General features: G+C 56.5%; 18 protein-coding genes. 9 read left to right on the top strand and 9 right to left on the bottom strand.

The window, feature by feature from the left end:
* Positions 1 to 198 precede the first annotated feature (198 nt).
* The 7 genes from L1F30_RS12605 to metG form a co-directional block, all read right to left on the bottom strand.
* Positions 199 to 984, bottom strand: a complete 786-nt coding sequence (locus tag L1F30_RS12605; protein ID WP_253356585.1) for an electron transport complex subunit E — start codon at positions 982 to 984, stop codon at positions 199 to 201.
* A complete protein-coding gene (gene rsxG / locus L1F30_RS12600; RefSeq protein ID WP_253356584.1) occupies positions 981 to 1,619 on the bottom strand; it encodes an electron transport complex subunit RsxG in 639 nt (212 codons plus the stop codon). The genes L1F30_RS12605 and rsxG overlap by 4 nt, the downstream gene beginning before the upstream one ends.
* Positions 1,619 to 2,674: an electron transport complex subunit RsxD gene (gene rsxD / locus L1F30_RS12595; RefSeq protein ID WP_253356582.1), complete on the bottom strand. Its 1,056-nt coding sequence runs from the start codon at positions 2,672 to 2,674 to the stop codon at positions 1,619 to 1,621. The genes rsxG and rsxD overlap by 1 nt, the downstream gene beginning before the upstream one ends.
* Before the next feature lie 7 nt (positions 2,675 to 2,681).
* Positions 2,682 to 4,961, bottom strand: a complete 2,280-nt coding sequence (gene rsxC, locus L1F30_RS12590; protein ID WP_253356580.1) for an electron transport complex subunit RsxC — start codon at positions 4,959 to 4,961, stop codon at positions 2,682 to 2,684.
* Complete coding sequence (gene rsxB / locus L1F30_RS12585; RefSeq protein WP_253356578.1) at positions 4,958 to 5,557, bottom strand: electron transport complex subunit RsxB; 600 nt, start codon at positions 5,555 to 5,557, stop codon at positions 4,958 to 4,960. The genes rsxC and rsxB overlap by 4 nt, the downstream gene beginning before the upstream one ends.
* Before the next feature lie 8 nt (positions 5,558 to 5,565).
* Entirely contained in the window at positions 5,566 to 6,141 is a 576-nt protein-coding gene (gene rsxA, locus L1F30_RS12580; RefSeq protein WP_253356576.1) for an electron transport complex subunit RsxA, read from the bottom strand.
* A 182-nt stretch (positions 6,142 to 6,323) separates the two neighbouring features.
* Positions 6,324 to 8,336: a methionine--tRNA ligase gene (gene metG, locus L1F30_RS12575; RefSeq protein ID WP_253356574.1), complete on the bottom strand. Its 2,013-nt coding sequence runs from the start codon at positions 8,334 to 8,336 to the stop codon at positions 6,324 to 6,326.
* A gap of 254 nt (positions 8,337 to 8,590) precedes the next feature.
* Here metG and apbC point away from each other — a divergent pair, with 254 nt between their 5' ends.
* From apbC to L1F30_RS12550, 5 genes are all read left to right on the top strand, one after another.
* Complete coding sequence (gene apbC / locus L1F30_RS12570; protein ID WP_253356568.1) at positions 8,591 to 9,676, top strand: iron-sulfur cluster carrier protein ApbC; 1,086 nt, start codon at positions 8,591 to 8,593, stop codon at positions 9,674 to 9,676.
* Positions 9,677 to 9,727: 51 nt separating this feature from the next.
* Positions 9,728 to 10,408: an ion channel gene (locus tag L1F30_RS12565; RefSeq protein ID WP_253356566.1), complete on the top strand. Its 681-nt coding sequence runs from the start codon at positions 9,728 to 9,730 to the stop codon at positions 10,406 to 10,408.
* Between the two features lie 87 nt (positions 10,409 to 10,495).
* Entirely contained in the window at positions 10,496 to 10,870 is a 375-nt protein-coding gene (locus tag L1F30_RS12560) for a TonB-dependent receptor (RefSeq protein WP_253356564.1), read from the top strand.
* A 78-nt stretch (positions 10,871 to 10,948) separates the two neighbouring features.
* Positions 10,949 to 11,479, top strand: coding sequence for a lipocalin family protein (locus tag L1F30_RS12555; RefSeq protein ID WP_253356562.1), 531 nt, complete (start codon positions 10,949 to 10,951; stop codon positions 11,477 to 11,479).
* Between the two features lie 149 nt (positions 11,480 to 11,628).
* The gene (locus L1F30_RS12550) at positions 11,629 to 12,045 is read left to right on the top strand and encodes a hypothetical protein (protein ID WP_253356559.1); all 417 of its coding nucleotides are present in this window, start codon (positions 11,629 to 11,631) and stop codon (positions 12,043 to 12,045) included.
* Here L1F30_RS12550 and L1F30_RS12545 read toward each other — a convergent pair.
* Entirely contained in the window at positions 12,042 to 13,379 is a 1,338-nt protein-coding gene (locus L1F30_RS12545) for a DEAD/DEAH box helicase (protein WP_253356557.1), read from the bottom strand. The two genes, L1F30_RS12550 and L1F30_RS12545, sit on opposite strands and share 4 nt — an antisense overlap.
* 159 nt (positions 13,380 to 13,538) lie before the next feature.
* Between L1F30_RS12545 and dbpA the strand changes: the two genes are divergently transcribed.
* The 4 genes from dbpA (at position 13,539) to arfB (ending at position 17,422) form a co-directional block, all read left to right on the top strand.
* Entirely contained in the window at positions 13,539 to 14,933 is a 1,395-nt protein-coding gene (gene dbpA / locus L1F30_RS12540; RefSeq protein ID WP_253356555.1) for an ATP-dependent RNA helicase DbpA, read from the top strand.
* Positions 14,934 to 15,233: 300 nt separating this feature from the next.
* Entirely contained in the window at positions 15,234 to 15,803 is a 570-nt protein-coding gene (gene dcd, locus L1F30_RS12535; protein ID WP_253356554.1) for a dCTP deaminase, read from the top strand.
* Positions 15,804 to 15,824: 21 nt separating this feature from the next.
* Positions 15,825 to 17,012 carry an L-2-hydroxyglutarate oxidase gene (gene lhgO, locus L1F30_RS12530; RefSeq protein ID WP_253356552.1) on the top strand — a complete coding sequence of 396 codons (1,188 nt, stop codon included), beginning with the start codon at positions 15,825 to 15,827 and terminating at the stop codon, positions 17,010 to 17,012.
* The gene (gene arfB / locus L1F30_RS12525) at positions 17,009 to 17,422 is read left to right on the top strand and encodes an alternative ribosome rescue aminoacyl-tRNA hydrolase ArfB (RefSeq protein WP_253356550.1); all 414 of its coding nucleotides are present in this window, start codon (positions 17,009 to 17,011) and stop codon (positions 17,420 to 17,422) included. Before lhgO ends, arfB begins: the two co-directional genes overlap by 4 nt.
* A 55-nt stretch (positions 17,423 to 17,477) precedes the next feature.
* On the opposite strand, the gene L1F30_RS12520 is transcribed toward arfB, so the two are convergent.
* Positions 17,478 to 18,038: an aminoacyl-tRNA deacylase gene (locus tag L1F30_RS12520; protein ID WP_253356548.1), complete on the bottom strand. Its 561-nt coding sequence runs from the start codon at positions 18,036 to 18,038 to the stop codon at positions 17,478 to 17,480.
* Between the last annotated feature and the right edge of the window lie 305 nt (positions 18,039 to 18,343).

Here is an 18,343-nt window from a genome sequence, read left to right as displayed (position 1 = left end):
ATTGCTGCCGTCATTCCCTTTCCCTCAAATAGTGGTATTACCGCGGCCCTCATCCTTACTTCGGGACTGTGCAGTCACCGATGTGGGCCATTTTTTTGTATTGGCGTGCTACGTTGGCGCACCAATTTTTTTATGAGCAGGCATTGTAACCATAAATGGGGACTTGAAAAGGCGTAATTAGCACAAAATGCGAACGGGTCAACTAATTGTGCCGGTTGTTCTAACACGTTTACTGCCTTTGGGAGTTTTTATTTTCTTTTTGTCGCGTTTTGCTTTGATTTGACTGTCGATTATATTTTTTCCGGCAATTAAAAAGCCTGCCACCAAAAAGGCGCCGGGCGGCAAAATGGCCACAAGAAAACCGGAATAATTATTCAACAAAACAATTGTCCAATCAGCGGCGGCTGCGCCAAAAATTAAATCCATATTGGCAAACAAGGTGCCTTGGCCAAGCAATTCCCTTATGGCGCCTATGGTTATTAGCACCAGGCCAAAGCCCGCACCCATGACCAAGCCGTCGAACACTGAAGGCAGTAATTTTTGTTTGGAGGCAAAGGCATCGGCGCGGCCAAGAATGGCGCAGTTGGTTACGATGAGCGGAATAAAAATGCCCAGAATCTGGTACAGCTCGTAGGTGAAAGCCTTCATCAGCATTTCAGTGCAGGTGGTAAAGGCTGCAATGATCATTACAAAAACGGGCAGCCGCACCGCGTCGGAAACCTGGTTGCGAATTAACGAAACGCAAGCGTTTGAGCCTACGAGAACCAGTAGCGTGGCCAGCGCCAAGCCCAGCGAGTTAACTACCGTGCCCGATACAGCAAGCAGCGGGCAAAGGCCGAGCAGTTGCACCAATGCCGGGTTGTTTGTCCACAAACCGTTGCGTGCAAGCTCTGCATAATCCACATTTTTTGCAGGGTTATTTTCGGCAGCCGGTGTGATGGTTTCATCGGTAGCCGTGCTCACTGCAAGGGAGTCTATGCTCATGGGTTGGCCTCATTGGATGCGCGGAACAAAACGTCATGGTTGCGCTCGGCAAATTCAATCACCTGCTTGACCTGGCGAACAACGGCGCGCGGTGTGATGGTGGCGCCAGTGAATTGATCAAAGTGGCCGCCATCTTTTTTAACGCGCCAATGGTTGGCCGCGGGTTCATCGAGGGATGTTTCGTTAAATGCAAGAATCCAATCTGATTTTTTGGTTTCTATTTTATCACCCAAGCCTGGCGTTTCGGCGTGCGCCACAACCCGCACACCAGCAACGCTGAGATTTTTATTAATGCCAACAATCAGGTGAATGTTGCCGCTGTAGCCATCCGGTGCTGTGGCCGGAATAATCACGCCCACCACATCGTTATCCTTGCGCGCCCGGTAAATTACGGCGTCGTTTTTTGCATTGAGCGCTTGCTGCCACTCGGGTGTGAGCGGCAGTGTGTCTTCCAGCATGGCGTTGTTGTGAGTGGCCGGCGGCAAGATTTCAAGCAAGGCTTTGCGCGCGGCAGCACGCTCTGCTTCGGCAATGGGCGCTTGGGTAAACAGGTTAACGGTTGCGAGAGTGCCGGCGGTGAGCAGGGCGAAACCGCCGAGTAGCAGGCTATTAAAGCTGATGGATTTGGCGAGCATTATTCGCTTTTCTCCGTGGCCTTGCGGGCTTTGTTGTGCCCGTAGGTGCGTGGCAGTGTGTAGTAATCTATAAAGGGCGCGGCAAAATTCATCAGCAGCACGGCAAAGGCCACGGCATCGGGGTAGTTACCCCAGGTGCGAATGCAAAACACCAAGGCGCCCACGCCAATGCCAAAAATCAAGCGGCCCTTGTTAGAGGTGGCCGAGCTCACCGGGTCGGTGATAATAAAAAACGCGCCCAGCATGGTGCCGCCAGAGAGCAGGTGCAGCCAAGGCGAGCCCGCCGAGCCAGATGAGCCGCCGTCGTAAAAAAACGCAGTAAGCACCAGCAGGCTTGCCAGCATTCCCACCGGCGCGTGCCAGGTGAAAATACGCTGCTGCAGTAAAAAGGCGCCGCCGAATAAAAACGCGAGGTTTACCCATTCAAAGCCGAGCCCTGCAAGTTTTCCCGCGGCCAGTACCGGTGTGTTTTGGTAAATATCGCTTACCAGTTCACCGCTTTGCTGGCGAAAGGCATCGAGCGGGGTTGCCCCGGTGATGCCGTCGGGCAGTGCACTGGCACCGGCCCAGAGGCTTGTGAGCGCGTTGCCAAAGCCGGGCGCTTGGCCGGCCAAGTCTGCCGGTAGCGTCCATTGGGTCATGGGTACGGGGAAGGAAATCAGCAACACCACATAACCCACCATGGCGGGGTTAAAGGGGTTAAAGCCTAGCCCACCGTAGAGTTGCTTGGCCAATACAATGGCAAAGCCCGTGCCCACAAAAATGAGCCACCAAGGCACATAAGGGGGGAGTGCCAAGCCCAGTAGCAAGCCCGTTACCAGCGCGCTGCCGTCGCGCAAATAAAAGCCTACCTGGCGCTTTCGCACGGCCAGGCAGGCCGCTTCAAAGCCCAGCGCAAACAGGCACGCCAGCAACACGTTGAGCAATGGCCCGGGGCCAAAGAACCACACCTGTGCCATTAAGCCTGGCAGGGTTGCCAGGGCGACCGTCAGCATCACTTTGGTGGTGCGGTTGTGGCCGGTGGCGTGGGGTGAGCTGATGCGCATTAGTGCCATAGGGGTCTCAGGCGTTCTCGAGTTTGGATTGGGTGTCGGCCAGTTTGCTGGCGAGCTTTTCGGCCGCGGTGCTAAGCGCCTCAACATGGGGGCTGCCCTCGGCTTCGGCATCGGCGAGCTTTTGCCGGGCCTTGGCTAAGCGTTGCTCCAGCGATGACACCTGCTCGCGTAGCTTGTCTTGCTCGCTCATATTGGCGCGCGCTGCGGCCTTGGCCTTGGCGCGTTCGATGGCTGCACTGGCGGCATCAACGGGTTCGGCCGCTGAGGGTGTGCGGGCTTCGGGTTTGGCGCTTGGTGCAGGCGCAAGGGTTGCGAGTTCCGCCTCGGCGCTTCTGATTTTTTCACGCAGCTTATCCACACCTAATTGCAGCGCGCCTGTGTTGGCAGACTGCTCGGCGTGGGCCTCGGCCAGTTTTTCTTCAGCTTTCACCAGGCGTGTGCGCAGTGACTCAATGTTGGCTTTAAGCTTTTCATCGGGCGCCATGGCCATTTTTGCTTGCGCGCGCGCAATGGCTGCGGCTACCGGGTCGTCAATGCCGGTGGTGGCGCTGCCCGGTGCATCGCACAGGGCGAGCTTTTGTTTGGCCTCTTGCAGTTTCAGCTCGGCGGCTTTTACCGCGGCGCGGAACTTTTCTGCCTGCTCTTCAGATTCGGCGCAGGCCAGGCGGTCTTGGGTTTGTTTGAGTCGCCCTTCAGCGGAGGCCAGCTGGCGCTCGAGCTTGGCGCGCTGGTCGGCGGGCGATTGCTGGGCGCTTACCTGTTGTGCGCGGGCTTTGGCAATGGCGGCGGCCACCGGGTCTGCGGGCGTATCGCCACTGGTTTTCTGGGCCGCCATTTTGGCTTTGGCGGCGGCTGCGGCCTTGGCGCGCTCTAGCCGCTTGGCCTCTTTTTCAGCCTCTTGGCGCGCGATGCGCTCCTGGCGGAAGGCGAAGCGCTCGCGGGAGCGGTCGGCCTTTTCTTTATCTATGCGGGCCTGGCGAATGTCGCCTTTGGCCGCGCGGTAGTACTGCACCAATGGAATGGAAGACGGGCACACATAGGCGCAGGCTCCGCATTCAATGCAGTCAAACAGGTTGTAGGCTTCAAGTTTGTCGTGATCTTCCGCGCGGGCATACCAATAGAGCTGTTGCGGCAGAAGGCTCGCCGGGCAGGCTTCGCTGCACAGGCCGCAGCGAATACAGGCTTGTGCCGGCGGTGGCGGTGGCAGCTCTTGCTGGCTGGGCGCCAAAATGCAGTTGGTGGTTTTTACCACTGGTACGTCGCCGGTTTCGAGGGTGTAGCCCATCATTGGCCCACCGAGTACCAGGCGCGAGGCGGCGGCTGCGTTAAAGCCGTGCGCGGCCAATACGTGCGCAACCGGCGTGCCCAGGCGCACCTCGATGTTGCGCTGAATTTCAAGGGCTTCGCCCACAACCGTGGTAATGCGGCTAATCAGCGGCTCGCCGTGAACCACCGCGCGCCAGGCGGCCACAGCGGTGCCCACATTTTGCAGCACTATGCCGATGTCGGCTGGAATTTTGCCCGAGGGTACTTCGCGCCCCGTTAAAATTGTGATGAGCTGCTTTTCACCGCCCGAGGGGTACTTGGTGGGGAAGGCCACAACTTCTACGTTGCTACCTGCGGCTGCCTGCTTGAGCGCGGCAATGGCCTCGGGTTTGTTGTCTTCTACACCAATCACCACACGCTTGGGCTCGCCCAGTAAATAGGCCATGAGCCTTGCGCCCTCAATCACCTGTTCCGGGCGATCGCGCATCAGGCGATCGTCGGCGGTGATATAGGGCTCACATTCGGTGCCGTTGAGAATCAGTGTGTCTATGGGCTGGTTGGCCTTGGGGGCGAGCTTAATGGCGGTGGGAAAGCCCGCACCGCCCATGCCGGCAATGCCCGCCAGGCGGATTTTCTGCACCAGTTCCACGGGGTTTTGCTGGCGGTAGTCGGGGCAGGGATCAAGGGCTACCCAGGTGTCTTGGCCATCGGGGCGGATCACTATGCAGGGGCCGGTAAGGCCCGAGGGGTGGGGCAGTGGGCGATCTTCTATGGCCACCACCTCGCCCGAGCTTGAGGCGTGCAGGGCGGCTGAGAACTGGCCGCCGGGCTGGGCGATCAGCTGGCCGGTTTTTACCTTCTCGCCCACGCTCACCACGGGCTCGGCCGGTGCGCCCAGGTGCTGGTTTAACGGCAGCACCAGTTCCGCCGGCAGCTCGATGTGGGCCAGGGGCTCTACCAGTGATTGGTGTTTGTTTTCCGGGGGGTGAATGCCGCCGGGAATAGTCCAGATCTGGGTCATGCGGCCTGGTGTTCCTTGCGATCGGTGGCAATGATATCGGGCTTGGGGGGTTCCCACTTCCAGCTGTTGAGGGTGGTTTGCACCGGCAGCATGTCGATGCAGTCTACCGGGCAGGGCTCAACGCAGAGGTCGCAGCCGGTGCATTCATCGGCAATCACGGTGTGCATCTGCTTGGCCGCGCCCAGAATGGCATCCATCGGGCAGGCCTGAATGCACTTGGTGCAGCCGATGCATTCGTCTTCGCGAATGTAGGCCACCCGTGGTACATCGGATTCCTCACCATGCTCTTCATCGAGAGTGGGGGCGTCTACATCCAGTAAGTCGGCAATGGCGTTGATGGTGCTTTGGCCGCCGGGCGGGCACTTGTTGATGGGTTCGCCGTTGGCGATGCCCTGCGCGTAGGGCTTGCAGCCCGGGTGGCCACATTGGCCGCATTGGGTTTGGGGCAAGAGTGCGTCGATTTGTTCGACAATCGGGTCGCCTTCCACTTTAAAGCGCACGGCTGCAAAGCCGAGCACAGCACCAAATAGCAGCGACAGGCTGCCCAGCGCAATCAGCGCGCTGACGATGGGGTTGGCAATAATAAGTTCGATCATAAGGGCACCTATACCAACCCGCTAAAGCCCATGAACGCCAGCGACATCAAGCCCGCGGTGATCATGCCGATGGCGGCACCTTGAAAGGGCGCGGGCACGTCGGCGGCGGCCAGGCGTTCGCGCATGGCAGAAAACAGCACCAGTACCAGCGAAAAGCCCAGTGCCGCGCCAAAGCCATACAGGGAGGATTCCACAAAGTTGTGGGCGTGGGCGGTGTTTTGCAGGGCCACACCCAGCACCGCGCAGTTGGTGGTGATCAGCGGCAGGAATACACCCAGCACCCGATACAGCAGGGGGCTGCTTTTTTCGATAAACATCTTGGCAAACTGCACCACCACGGCAATCACCAAAATAAAGGCGATGGTGCGCAGGTACTCAAGGCCCAGCGGCAACAGCACCCAGGTGTTCACCATGTAGCTGGCAATAGAGGCCAGGGTGAGCACAAAGGTGGTGGCGCCACCCATGCCGATGGCGGTTTCCAATTTGTTGGACACACCCATAAACGGGCACAGGCCAAGAAACTGAACCAGTACAAAGTTATTCACCAATATGGTGCTGAGCAATATGACGGCAAATTCGGTCATGGGCTTGTCGATTCTCGCCTGCGCTGTTGGGCGGGTACACCAATGTTAAATGGCGGCTATTATCCCTGTGGCTTATATAGCCATCAACCTGAGCAATATCAGCTGCTTAGATTCGTTATGAATAAGGTTAGATGCGAGTAACCAGTTTCTAGTCTCGAGTAACCAGAAACTGGTTACTCGAATCACATCACCCGCTGGCCGGGCTTGGCGCCGGCGTGGGGCTCCATCAGGTAGATTTCTTTCTTGCCGGGGCCTGCGGCGATCACCATGCCTTCACTCATGCCGAATTTCATCTTGCGCGGCGCCAGATTGGCCACCATCACGGTGAGCTTGCCCACCAGATCTTCAGGCTTGTAGGCCGATTTGATGCCGGAAAACACATTGCGGGTTTCGCCGCCTAAATCCAGCGTGAGCTGCAGCAGTTTATCGGCGCCTTCCACGTGCTGGGCGTCTTTGATCAGTGCCACGCGCAAATCCACCTTGGCGAAATCGTCGAAGCTGATTTCCGGTGCCAGAGGCTCATCGGCCAGTGGGCCGGTGGCAGTTTGCGGGGCGGGCTCGGGTTGCTTGTTGGCTTCAATCATGGCGTCTATCGCTTTGGTGTCTACTCGGGTCATCAAGGGTGTGAAGGTGTTGATCTGGCTGCCGGCGCGGTAGCTCACCGGGGCCTCCCAGGTGAGTGTTTCACCCAAAAAGGCCTCGGCGGCTTCTGTCATGGCGGGTAACACCGGCTTTAAATAGGTCAGCAGTGCGCGGAACATGTTGATGCCGAGCGAACAAATGGCCAGTACTTCTGCTTCGGTGCCTTCTTGTTTGGCCAGCGACCAAGGCGCTTTGGCGGCAATGTATTCGTTGGCCTGATCGGCCAGCGCCATGATTTCGCGCATGGCGCGGCCGAATTCGCGGGCCTCGTACAGTTCGGCAATGGTGCTGCCTGCATTCACAAAGGCGGCCCACAGCTCGGGCTCGGGGTTCTCGGCCAATTGGCCACCGGCCTTGTTAACGAACTTGGCCGTGCGGCTGGCAATGTTTACCACCTTGCCCACCAGGTCTGAATTTACCCGGTTCACGAAGTCTTCCAGGTTTAAGTCCAGGTCGTCTACACCGGCGGTGAGCTTGGCGGCAAAGTAGTAGCGCAAATACTCCGGGTTCAGGTGCTCAAGGTAGCTTTTGGCATTAATAAAGGTGCCGCGCGATTTGGACATCTTCTTGCCGTTGACGGTGAGAAAGCCGTGCACACACACCTTGGTGGGGGTGCGGAATTGGGCCGAGCTCAGCATGGCAGGCCAAAAGAGCGCGTGGAAATTCACGATGTCTTTGCCGATGAAGTGGTACAGCTCGGCGGTGGAGTCTTTATCCCAGATGGCGTGCCAGTCTGCGCCTGTGAGGTCGCACAGGTTTTTGTGGGCGGCCATGTAGCCGATGGGGGCATCTAGCCACACGTAGAAGAATTTGTCTTTCTCGCCGGGAATTTCAAAGCCGAAGTAGGGCGCATCGCGCGAAATGTCCCACTCTTGCAGGCCGGCATCCAGCCACTCGGCCAGCTTGTTGGCCACCTCGGGTTGCAGGTGGCCGGCACGCGTCCAGTCTTTCAGGAAATCCTGGAAGGCGGGCAGGCGGAAGAAAAAGTGCTCGGATTCTTTGGTGATGGGGGTGGCGCCAGAGATCACCGAGCGCGGGTTGATGAGATCTGCCGGGGCATAGGTAGCACCGCAGGCTTCACAGTTATCGCCGTATTGATCTTCGGCCTTGCACTTGGGGCAGCTGCCCTTGATGTAGCGATCGGCCAGAAACAGCTGTTTTTCAGGGTCGAAAGCCTGGGTAATCTTGCGGCTGGCAATGTGGCCGTTGGCCTTAAGGCGCTCGTAAATAAGGCTTGAGAGTGCCTTGTTCTCCTCCGAGTGGGTGGAGTGGTAGTTGTGGTGGTTAATCAAAAACCCTTGAAAGTCGGCCATGTGCTCGGCTTTCATGTTTTCAATGTGGGCCTCGGGGCTGATGCCCAGTTCTTCGGCCTTGAGCATAATGGCGGTGCCGTGGGCGTCATCTGCACACACGTAGGTGCAGTCGTGGCCGCGGGTTTGTTGGAAGCGAACCCAGATATCCGTTTGGATGTGTTCTAACAGGTGGCCCAAGTGGAGCGACCCATTGGCATAGGGCAGGGCGCTGGTCACCAGGATTTGACGGCGTTGGCTCATTGAAGATCTCTCAAGGCTGTGTCTTGGGTTGCCTGAGCGGCAACATAAAAGCCGCGAACTATAGCATTTTTTCAGCCCGCTTAGCAGCGTGTTGACCCATGGCTGCGGCCCGCGCACATTGTTGCCAAAGCGCGTGGTGAATTCGGCTAAAATAACGGCCTTGTAGCCTGCGCGGCCCCAAATTTCATATCACCTGGCTTTTGGGGCAACCGCGCGCCAACCTGCCCAAAGGCAAGCACCCTAATGGAGTTTTCATGAGTCACCCCGAGCAAGATGCCATATACCAGGCCCTGGCCTTTGTAAAAGACCCTTGTACCGGCCGCAGTTTGACCGAGCTGGGCGCCATTGCCGGGGTTGAGCAAGACGGCGCCGACGTTAAAGTGCATGTGGTGCTGGGCTACCCGGCGCTGAGCCTGAAAGCGCAAATTGAAGAATCCGTATGCGTGGCGGTCAGCACCGTTGAGGGCGTGGGCTCTGTGACTACAGATCTCGGCTGGCTGATCCAGCCCAAGGCCACAGCCAACCAGAAAGAGCCCCTGCCCAATGTGGCCAACATTGTGGCTGTGGCCTCGGGCAAAGGCGGCGTGGGTAAATCCACCACCACTGCCAACCTGGCACTGGCACTGGCCGCTGAAGGCGCGCGTGTAGGTGTGCTGGATGCCGACATCTATGGCCCCAGCCAGCCACAAATGTTTGGTGTGGGCCAGGTGCGGCCACAGATTCGCGGCCAGAAACACATGGAGCCCATTAGAGCGCATGGCATACAGCTTAATTCCATGGGTTTTTTGGTTACCGAGCAAACGCCCATGATCTGGCGCGGCCCCATGGTGAGTGGCGCCTTGCAACAGTTGCTGAGCCTCACGCTCTGGCACGATCTCGACTATCTGCTGATCGATATGCCACCGGGCACCGGTGATATCCAGCTCACCCTTGCGCAATCTGTGCCGGTCACCGGTGCGGTGATTGTGACCACGCCGCAAGACATCGCCCTGCTGGATGCCAAAAAAGGCATTGAAATGTTCCGCAAGGTGAACGTGCCGGTGTTGGGGGTGGTGGAAAATATGGCCACCCACATTTGCTCCAGCTGCGGCCATGAAGAGCACATTTTTGGCACCGGTGGCGGCGCGCGCATTGCCGCAGACTACCAAACCCAGTGTTTGGGTTCGCTGCCGTTAACGCTTTCCATTCGCGAGCAAATGGATGCCGGAGTACCCACGGTAATTGCCGACCCCGAGTCAGACGTTGCCGATACCTACCGCCACATTGCCCGCCAAATGGCGGCCAATCTTTGGGTGGCCGACGGCGTGCAGGTGCCGGTGATTGAAATAGACGATGACTAACCGCTGATACAACACCACGACACAACAACACGACACAACACGGATGGTGCAATGCATTTACCTGAACTAAAAGAAGGGCGCCAGTTTCTGGCGCTGCTGGTGTGTTTGCTCACTTCCATTTTGTTGCCTGCATACATTGAAGATCATCTGGCGTTTGTGGTGATCTGGAAGTTGGTGTTTACCGTGATGATGCTGGCGGCCGCTTACACCGTGGTTGAAAAACGCCACCTTTGGGTGCCCATCGTGCTATTGCTTACAGCCTCTGTTGCTACTGTGTGGGGGCAATATCTAAACGAGGGTAACCTCTGGTTGTTCTACCTGGATAACCTCACCACTATCGCGTTTCTGGGTTTTGTATGTGTGCATTTTCTGCGTTACATACTGAAGTGCGATCGGGTAACCACCAATGTAATTTATGCCTCTGTTTGTGTGTATTTAATGGGGGCGATCATTTGGGCTGCGATTTTCGCCAACATTCACGTTTTCTATGGCGACGCTTTCCGGTTCACCAATGTGCCCGAGGGGGTTGTGCTCAGCAAAGATGAGCTCATGGGCATATTTTCCTATTACAGTTTTGTCACCCTGGCGACAGTTGGGTATGGCGACATAGTGCCAGTGCACAAGGTGGCGCAGAGTTGGGCGGCGCTGGAGGGTGTGACAGGGCAATTTTATATTGCCATTGTGGTGGCGCGATTGGTGGCACTGCATATCGCCCATAAAGCTCTGGATTAACTTGCCCTCAGGTTCCGGTAAGCACCGCTAGCGTGTATGCTGGAAAGCGTTTTTAACCTTCACAGTAACAATAAAAAAGAGGCACTCATGGAAAGGAAATACCTACTCACCGCATTCGGCTACGGCATTCTGGGATTAGTGCTGGGCATTTATATGGCAGCTACCAAAAATCACGGTCAACTTGTTACCCACGCACACATTATGTTGCTGGGTTTTGTGGTGACCTTCGTGTACGCCGTAGTGGGTAAATTGTGGCCGGTTGATTCCACAAGCCTTATGGCGCGCATTCAGTTTTACAGCCACCAACTCGCCACGCCGGTATTAATTCTGGGCTTGTTTTTAATGTACGGCGGCTTGGCGCCTGCACCGGTTGTAGGGGCGCTGCTGGCGGTTTCATCGCTGGTTGTGTTGTTAAGTTTTATCTTGATGAAAGTCATGATTATCAAGGCGCTAAAACAGTAATTCTTGTTTGCAGCCCCGGCGGGTTCATCCGCCCGGGGTGCTGGTACGTAGTGAGGAGTATTTGGGCGGGAGAAAACTATGTGGCGCGTGCTTTTACTGGGTTTTGGTTTGTTGGTGGCCGGCTGCACTGGCTTGCCTCAAGGTATAGAGCCTGTGGCAAACCTGGATGCAGATCGCTACCTCGGCAAGTGGTATGAAGTGGCCCGCCTGGATCACCGGTTTGAGCGCGGTCTTTCCCGTGTGTCGGCAGAATATAGCCCCCGTGATGATGGTGGCATCAATGTGCTTAACCGTGGCTATGATGACCAAGAGCAGGCTTGGCAGAGCGCTAAAGGCCGCGCCTATTTTGTGCAAAACGACTCCCTTGGCCACTTGAAGGTGTCTTTCTTTGGGCCCTTTTACGCCTCTTATGTGATTTTCTATTTGGATGCTGACTACCGCTACGCCTTTGTGTCTGGCCATAACCGCGATTATTTGTGGTTTTTATCCCGCGAGCCCCAGGTGCCAGAGGCCCTAAAGCAACAATTTCTCCAGAAAGTTACCGAGCTGGGCTTTGATGCCAGTGCGCTAATTTGGGTGCCGCAAGCCGAACCAACGCCTGCGTCTTAAACCCTGCTGTTTCTTTTTTGAGCGGCTTGATCGTTATAGTCGCGCAGCATTAAACCAACTTTGATTATACCTTTGCTTGAGGTTTCCCCCGGCGCTTGGTAGTTGCCTGCGCGCGGGTTACAGTAAAAGCTGCGCGCTATGGGTGGCCTATGAAACGCAAAGGTAAAAAAGCGCGCGCCGGGCAATTTGCCGGTGCCGTGAGTTTTCTGGATGTGCGCACCAGCGCTATGGTGTTGGCATTCGTGGCGGTGATGTGGCTGGTCAGTGGGCTTGCGGCCTCGGAGGTTCCGGCGCGCGTTATTGCAGCGAAGCAGTGCATTCACATTTTGCTGTGGCAGGCGCTGGCGTTTTATATGTTGGGTTTGGTGGGCGAGTGGTTGCCGAGAGCAGCCTTGTTCGGGTTTTGTGCCGTTATTGTATCGGGCTTGGTGATTAGCCTGGCAATGCAAGGGCCGTGGTTTTACGGCCCGGATTTACTTATGGTGTTTAATGGCGCTATGGCGTGGGTGGTGTGGCTGGCGACCAGGCGCTACCTGCGAACAGGCAGCGCCACCAAGGCGTCTTAACGATTACCCGTGCGCCCGGCAGGCGCTTTGGCTGAACCGCCGGTTTTATTGGCAGGGGGGCGATTGCGGTTGCGCGCCGAGGGTTGTGTGGTTTTCTTGGCAGAGCCCGCCGCACGGTAGCCGTCTGCGTGTTCTGAGCGGGGCTTTTTAGGCTTTTTAGGTTTAACAGGCCGGGTATTCAGCGTGGTGGCCGGCAGCACATTTACCGGTTCAAAACCTGCAATAGTTTCGCGCGCTATCAGCTGCTGGGTAAGGCGCTCGATGTCTTTCAGTTGCTTAAGCTCATCGGCGCTCACTAAAGACACCGCCTGCCCGGTGGCACCCGCGCGCCCTGTGCGCCCGATGCGGTGCACGTAATCTTCCGGCACATTGGGTAAATCGAAATTCACCACCTGTGGCAGTTGGTCGATGTCGATACCGCGCGCGGCAATATCCGTTGCTACCAATACGCGAATTTTATTGCTCTTGAAATCTGCCAAGGCTTTAGTGCGGGCATTCTGGCTTTTATTGCCGTGAATGGCAGCGGCGTTCAAGCCTGCGGCGTCGAGCTGCTTGGTGAGTTTGTTGGCACCGTGTTTGGTGCGCGAAAACACCAGCACCTGGTGCCAGTTGTGTTCTTTAATAAGATGAATAAGCAGCGACGATTTTTTGTTTTTATCAACCGGGCACAGCCACTGCTTCACACTTTCTACCGTGGTGTTGCGCGGTGCCACGTCAATTTCTACCGGGTTGTGCACCAGGCCCTTGGCCAGCGCGCGAATTTCATCGGAAAAGGTGGCAGAAAACAGCAGGTTTTGCCGGCGATCGGGCAGCAATTTCAAAATGCGTTTGATGTCGTGAATAAAACCCATGTCCAGCATGCGGTCGGCTTCATCAAGCACCAGCATTTCCAGCTTGTTGAACTTCACCGCGTTCTGGCTGTACAAATCCAGCAGGCGCCCGGGCGTGGCTACCAGTACATCAACGCCTTTGCGCAGTTTTAACATTTGCGGGTTAATGCTCACACCGCCAAACACCACCGCCGAGCGCAGCGGCAGGTGCACGCTGTATTTCTCAACACTTTCGCCTACTTGTGCGGCAAGCTCACGGGTAGGGGTGAGCACCAGAACCCGCACCTGGTTAGCTGGCGCGCGCTGGCCGCGGCTTAACAGCTCCAAAATAGGCAGGGTGAAACCCGCCGTTTTACCGGTGCCGGTTTGAGCGGCCGCCATAACGTCTTTGCCGGCAAGTACCGCCGGAATGGCCTGGGCCTGAATAGGGGAGGGGTTTTCATAGCCTTGTTCGGCTACAGCATCAAGGATAGGGGCAGATAAGCCCAGGTCAGCAAAGCGCATGCAATTCTCAGGTTGTTCAAAAAATGGCCAGCTTGGCTGGCGGCGGTGCAGCTTACAGGATAGTGGGCGCGAGTGCTATGGCCTGCAACGGTGGCGGCTGACGGCTTTGTTCCCCAATAGTGTAAACTGTGCGCTTGATACCCCATTCTCGGAGTTCCCTTGTCTCAGCCTGACGCGTCTCGCGCTTTTGATTCCCTGCCGCTTTCGGCCCCGTTATTAACCAATCTGGCGGATTTGGGGTTTTCCCAGCTAACCGAGATTCAAGCCCAGGCGCTGCCACAGGTGCTGGCCGGGCGCGATGTGATCGCGCAAGCCAAAACCGGTTCTGGTAAAACCGCGGCCTTTGGCTTGGGCGTGCTTAATAAATTAGAGGTTGGCCGGTTTCGTGTGCAGGCCTTGGTGCTGTGCCCCACCCGCGAGCTGGCCGATCAGGTGGCGCGCGAGCTGCGCAAGCTCGCGCGAGCGATTCACAATATCAAAATCCTCACGCTGTGCGGCGGCATGCCCTTCGGGCCGCAGTTGGCCTCCCTCGATCACGGTGCCCACATAGTGGTGGGTACCCCCGGGCGCATCGAAGAACATGTGCGCAAGGGCAAGCTGGATTTGGGTGAGGTGCAAACACTGGTGTTGGATGAAGCCGACCGCATGCTGGATATGGGGTTTCAGGCAACCCTAGATGCCATTGTTGAGCAGGTGCCTCAGGCGCGCCAAACGCTGTTGTTTTCTGCAACCTACCCAGATGCCATTGAAGCCTTGGCTGCGCGTGTGCTGAAAGACCCCGTACGGGTAACTGTGGCCAGCCGGCATCAGGCCAACAGCATTGAGCAGCACTTTTATCGGGTAAAAAATAACGAGGAGCGTGAGCAGGCCGTTGCGCGTTTGCTGCTGCACTATGTTCCGGAATCGGCGGTGGTGTTTTGTAACACCAAGCGCGAAACAGAGGCCATTGCCGAGGTGCTGCGCGCGCAGGAAATTGTGGCCCTGCCCATTCACGGCGACCTTGAGCAAAAGCAGCGCGATCAGGTGCTTACCTGTTTTGCCAATAAATCTGCAAGCGTGTTGGTGGCCACCGATGTTGCTGCACGCGGGCTTGATATTGAAGCGCTGGATTTAGTGGTGAATTACCACTTGGCCCGCGATTCCGAAGTGCACGTGCACCGCATTGGCCGCACCGGACGCGCCGGTGCCAGCGGCGTTGCCTGCAGCCTTGTGAGCGAGCGCGAAGATTTCAAGCTGGAAAAACTGGCTGAACTGTTGGGTGACTTGCCTGACATAGAGCCCTTGCCAGCCGAGTCTCGTCGCCACATGCCAGAGCCTGCCATGGTGACTTTGCAAATAGATGGCGGTAAAAAACAAAAGCTCAGGCCCGGTGATGTGGTGGGTGCATTAACCCGCAATAATCAGGTTGCCTTTGACGATATTGGCAAAATTCAGGTGTATGATTTCAGCACTTATGTGGCCGTGGCGCGCGGTGCCTGGAAGCAGGCACATATCCAGCTTGAGCAGGGCAAATTGAAGGGCCGCTCGTTCCGTGTGCGCCGCATCAAGGTCTGATACTGATAACCCGGTGCCCTAAAAACCTGCAAATCATCTTCGCCCTGTGAGCGTGTTTGTCGTGGGCTAATGGCTGCGCCCACGGGCGTTGGGCCTGCCCAGTATGCGTCAGTTGGGGTGCTTGCTGTCATTCTCTGGGGGCACCCGCAAACCCGATTATTTAATGCCTGTGGTGGCTGCTCTTGCGGGTGTATGGCTCCCTATTTTTGCCTAAACGGGCTATCATGTGCGCCATTTTTTACGGATTAGGCTGCATGGCCGCCGTGGTTGTGCGATTAATTCAATGTTTTGGAGAGGCCCATGAGTATTAAGTCAGATAAGTGGATGCGCCGCATGGCCGAAGAGCACGGCATGATCGAGCCCTATGAGCCCGGGCAGGTACGCCACTGCGCCGAGGGCAATCGCATTGTGTCTTATGGTACTTCCTCATACGGCTACGACGTGCGTTGCGCCAATGAATTTAAAATTTTTACCAACGTGCACTCCACCATAGTTGATCCAAAAAACTTTGATGAAAACAGCTTTGTGGATGTGCAAAGCGACGTGTGTATTATTCCGCCGAATTCTTTTGCGCTGGCGCGCACTGTTGAGTACTTCCGCATTCCCCGCAATGTATTGACAGTGTGCCTGGGCAAATCCACCTACGCCCGTTGCGGTATCATTGTGAATGTTACGCCGCTTGAGCCCGAGTGGGAGGGCCATGTGACTCTGGAGTTTTCCAACACCACGCCGCTGCCTGCAAAAATCTATGCCAATGAAGGTGTGGCACAGATGCTGTTTTTTGAATCTGATGAAGTGTGCGAAACCTCCTATAAAGACCGTGGCGGCAAGTACCAGGGCCAAACCGGTGTTACCCTGCCCAAAACCTAAATCACCCAGGCACCCAGGGCCATGAAAATCGGCATTGTTGGTGCAGGCATCATTGGCGCTGCCACCGCGCGCGCCGTGCAACAGCGCTGGCCCCGTGCCCGGGTGTGGCTGCTTGATAAAGAGGCTGCACCGGCGCTGCATCAAACCGGGCGCAACAGCGGTGTGATACACGCAGGCGTCTATTACCCCGCCCAAAGTCTAAAGGCCCGCTTTTGCAGGTTTGGCTTGGCTGCTACCTACCACTTCGCCGCCAGCCGTAATATTCCCCATCGCCGTACCGGCAAACTCATTGTGGCAACGCATCCCACCCAGCAAGACGCGCTGGAAAATCTGGCCGCCCGTGCCACCGGCAATGGCCTGAGTCTTCGCCATCTCAATGCCCGTGAAGTGCGCGATATTGAACCTGCCATTCAGGCGGTGGCGGCACTGCGGGTAGACGAAACCGGCATTGTGGATTACCCGGCACTGGTGCGGGCACTGGTGGCCGAATTTGAACAGGCCGGCGGCAGGCTATGGCTGGGCGCAGAAGTGTCTCGCATTGATGAGTCTGATGCCGGTGTTACCCTGGCATTGCCTGAAGGCGCGCGCTTGCAGCTTGATAAGCTGGTGGTGTGTGCAGGCTTGCAGGCAGACAGGCTCATTGCGGCCCAAGGGTTGGCGCCTGATTTTGCCATAGTGCCTTTTCGCGGCGAGTACTACCGTTTGCGCAAGGGGGCAGTTCGGCTCAACCATTTGATTTACCCGGTGCCGGATTCTGCGTTGCCGTTTTTGGGTGTGCACTTAACGCCCATGGTGGGCGGCGAAATTACAGCCGGCCCCAATGCAGTGTTAGGATTACACCGCGAAGGTTATACGCAATCTGTACGTGGGCAGGATGTGTGGGACTTACTGCGCTACCCCGGCCTTTGGCGATTGGCGGCGGGCACCCTGCGTGCAGGCGCGCGCGAGCTCCGCGACAGCCTCTATAAACGTGGCTATTTGGCCCGCCTGCAGGCTTATTGCCCCGGGCTTACACTCTCGGATCTGCAACCATGGCCTGTGGGCATTCGCGCGCAAGCGGTAACGCGCAAGGGGGAGCTGGTGCAAGATTTTCACTTTATGCAAAGCCTGCATTGCCTGCATGTGTGCAGCGCGCCATCGCCTGCGGCCACGGCTGCATTTCCCATTGCCGAACACCTTGTTGAAAAAATGGAACCCTGGTTTTTATGATTCCCCCAAGTTTTATGGAGCAGCTGGAGCGCGAGGTAGACATCAGCTTTACCCTCGCCCAGGGCAATGGCGGCCAAAATGTGAATAAGGTGGCAACGGCGGTACAGTTGCGCTTTGATGTGCAACATTCATCGCTAATTAATGAGCATTGTCGCCAAACGCTGCTTAATAGTGGCGATTCCAGGTTAACTAAAGAGGGTGTGCTGGTATTGCGCGCGCAGGAGTTTCGCACCCAGCAAAAAAATAAACTGGCGGCCCTTGAGCGGCTGCGGGAAATCATCATAGCCGCCAGCGAAGTACGTAAAAAGCGGCGCCCCACGCGCCCTTCTAAAGGGGCCAAAGGGCGGCGCTTAAAGGGCAAGAGTGTGCGCAGTGGCATAAAACAAAATCGCGGCAAGGTTGATTTTTAATCAGTCTGCTAATTCAACCTCGCAACTGCCGGCCATAGGCGACCGGCAAGCGCAATCAGTTTTGTGCGAAAACCGGCTCAGGCTCGTTCCACTCATAACCTTTTGAGCGAATGTATCGCAAAAGTCGCGCGGTTTTTGCCCGCTGGCGTTCACAGGAAAATCGCTCGTGCAAGTTATTCTCCATCAGTGAGAGAAAGTCATCGCGCTTGAGTTTAATCAGGTGCTCGTGATCGCCGGCCTCCATGTACACTTCTTCCTGCAGCGACAGGGCATCGTCCCAAATTACCCGAAGGCCATAGGCCTGGCCTAGAATCGGAATGGCGCCGGGCGCGCAATCTTCAAACAGTACCTCCAGCTCATCTTCACCGGCAAGTTCCAGGTGCCGATCGAAAATCTGGTTGAGGGTGTGCCGCTTTACTTTGTAATTGGCGGGCAATACGGCCACGGTGTAGTACATGTCTTCATCGCGAAAGACCACGGCCTTGGCGAGCTGAAGGGGGGAGATATGAGCGCTGTTGGCGGTGTTTACGCTGCCTTCAGCATACTGGTGGGAAACAACTTCAAAGGGCACTTTTTTGTGCGACAAAAAGCGCGCAAGATTACTGGCAAGTCCCATAAAACGCCTCCAATACCGTGCAATTTAACAAACGCGGTAGCTGCTGCAAGCGCGAAAGGGACGCTGCGCCGGCAGCACCTTCGGTTTCAATGTGTTGGCAACCTCTGGGCTGCACACACCGATACTTCACCTAACCCAGAGCGATGTTTGCCGAGAGGTTTCGTTAGAAGTGTTTTAAGTATAAGCGGTTTTTGTGACGTAATAATGTCAAGGTGTTATAGGTGCGTAGTTTTTTATATAAAGCACGCAGTTATGCAGAAATTTCGGGTATAAAAAAGGGGCGCTGGTGCGCCCCGAGGCTTGCT

The sequence above is a fragment of the Simiduia sp. 21SJ11W-1 genome (assembly GCF_024138675.1).
GTDB lineage: Bacteria > Pseudomonadota > Gammaproteobacteria > Pseudomonadales > Cellvibrionaceae > Simiduia.
The sequence above is the reverse complement of the archived record's forward strand: the minus strand, read 5'-3'. Positions and strand labels throughout refer to the sequence as shown.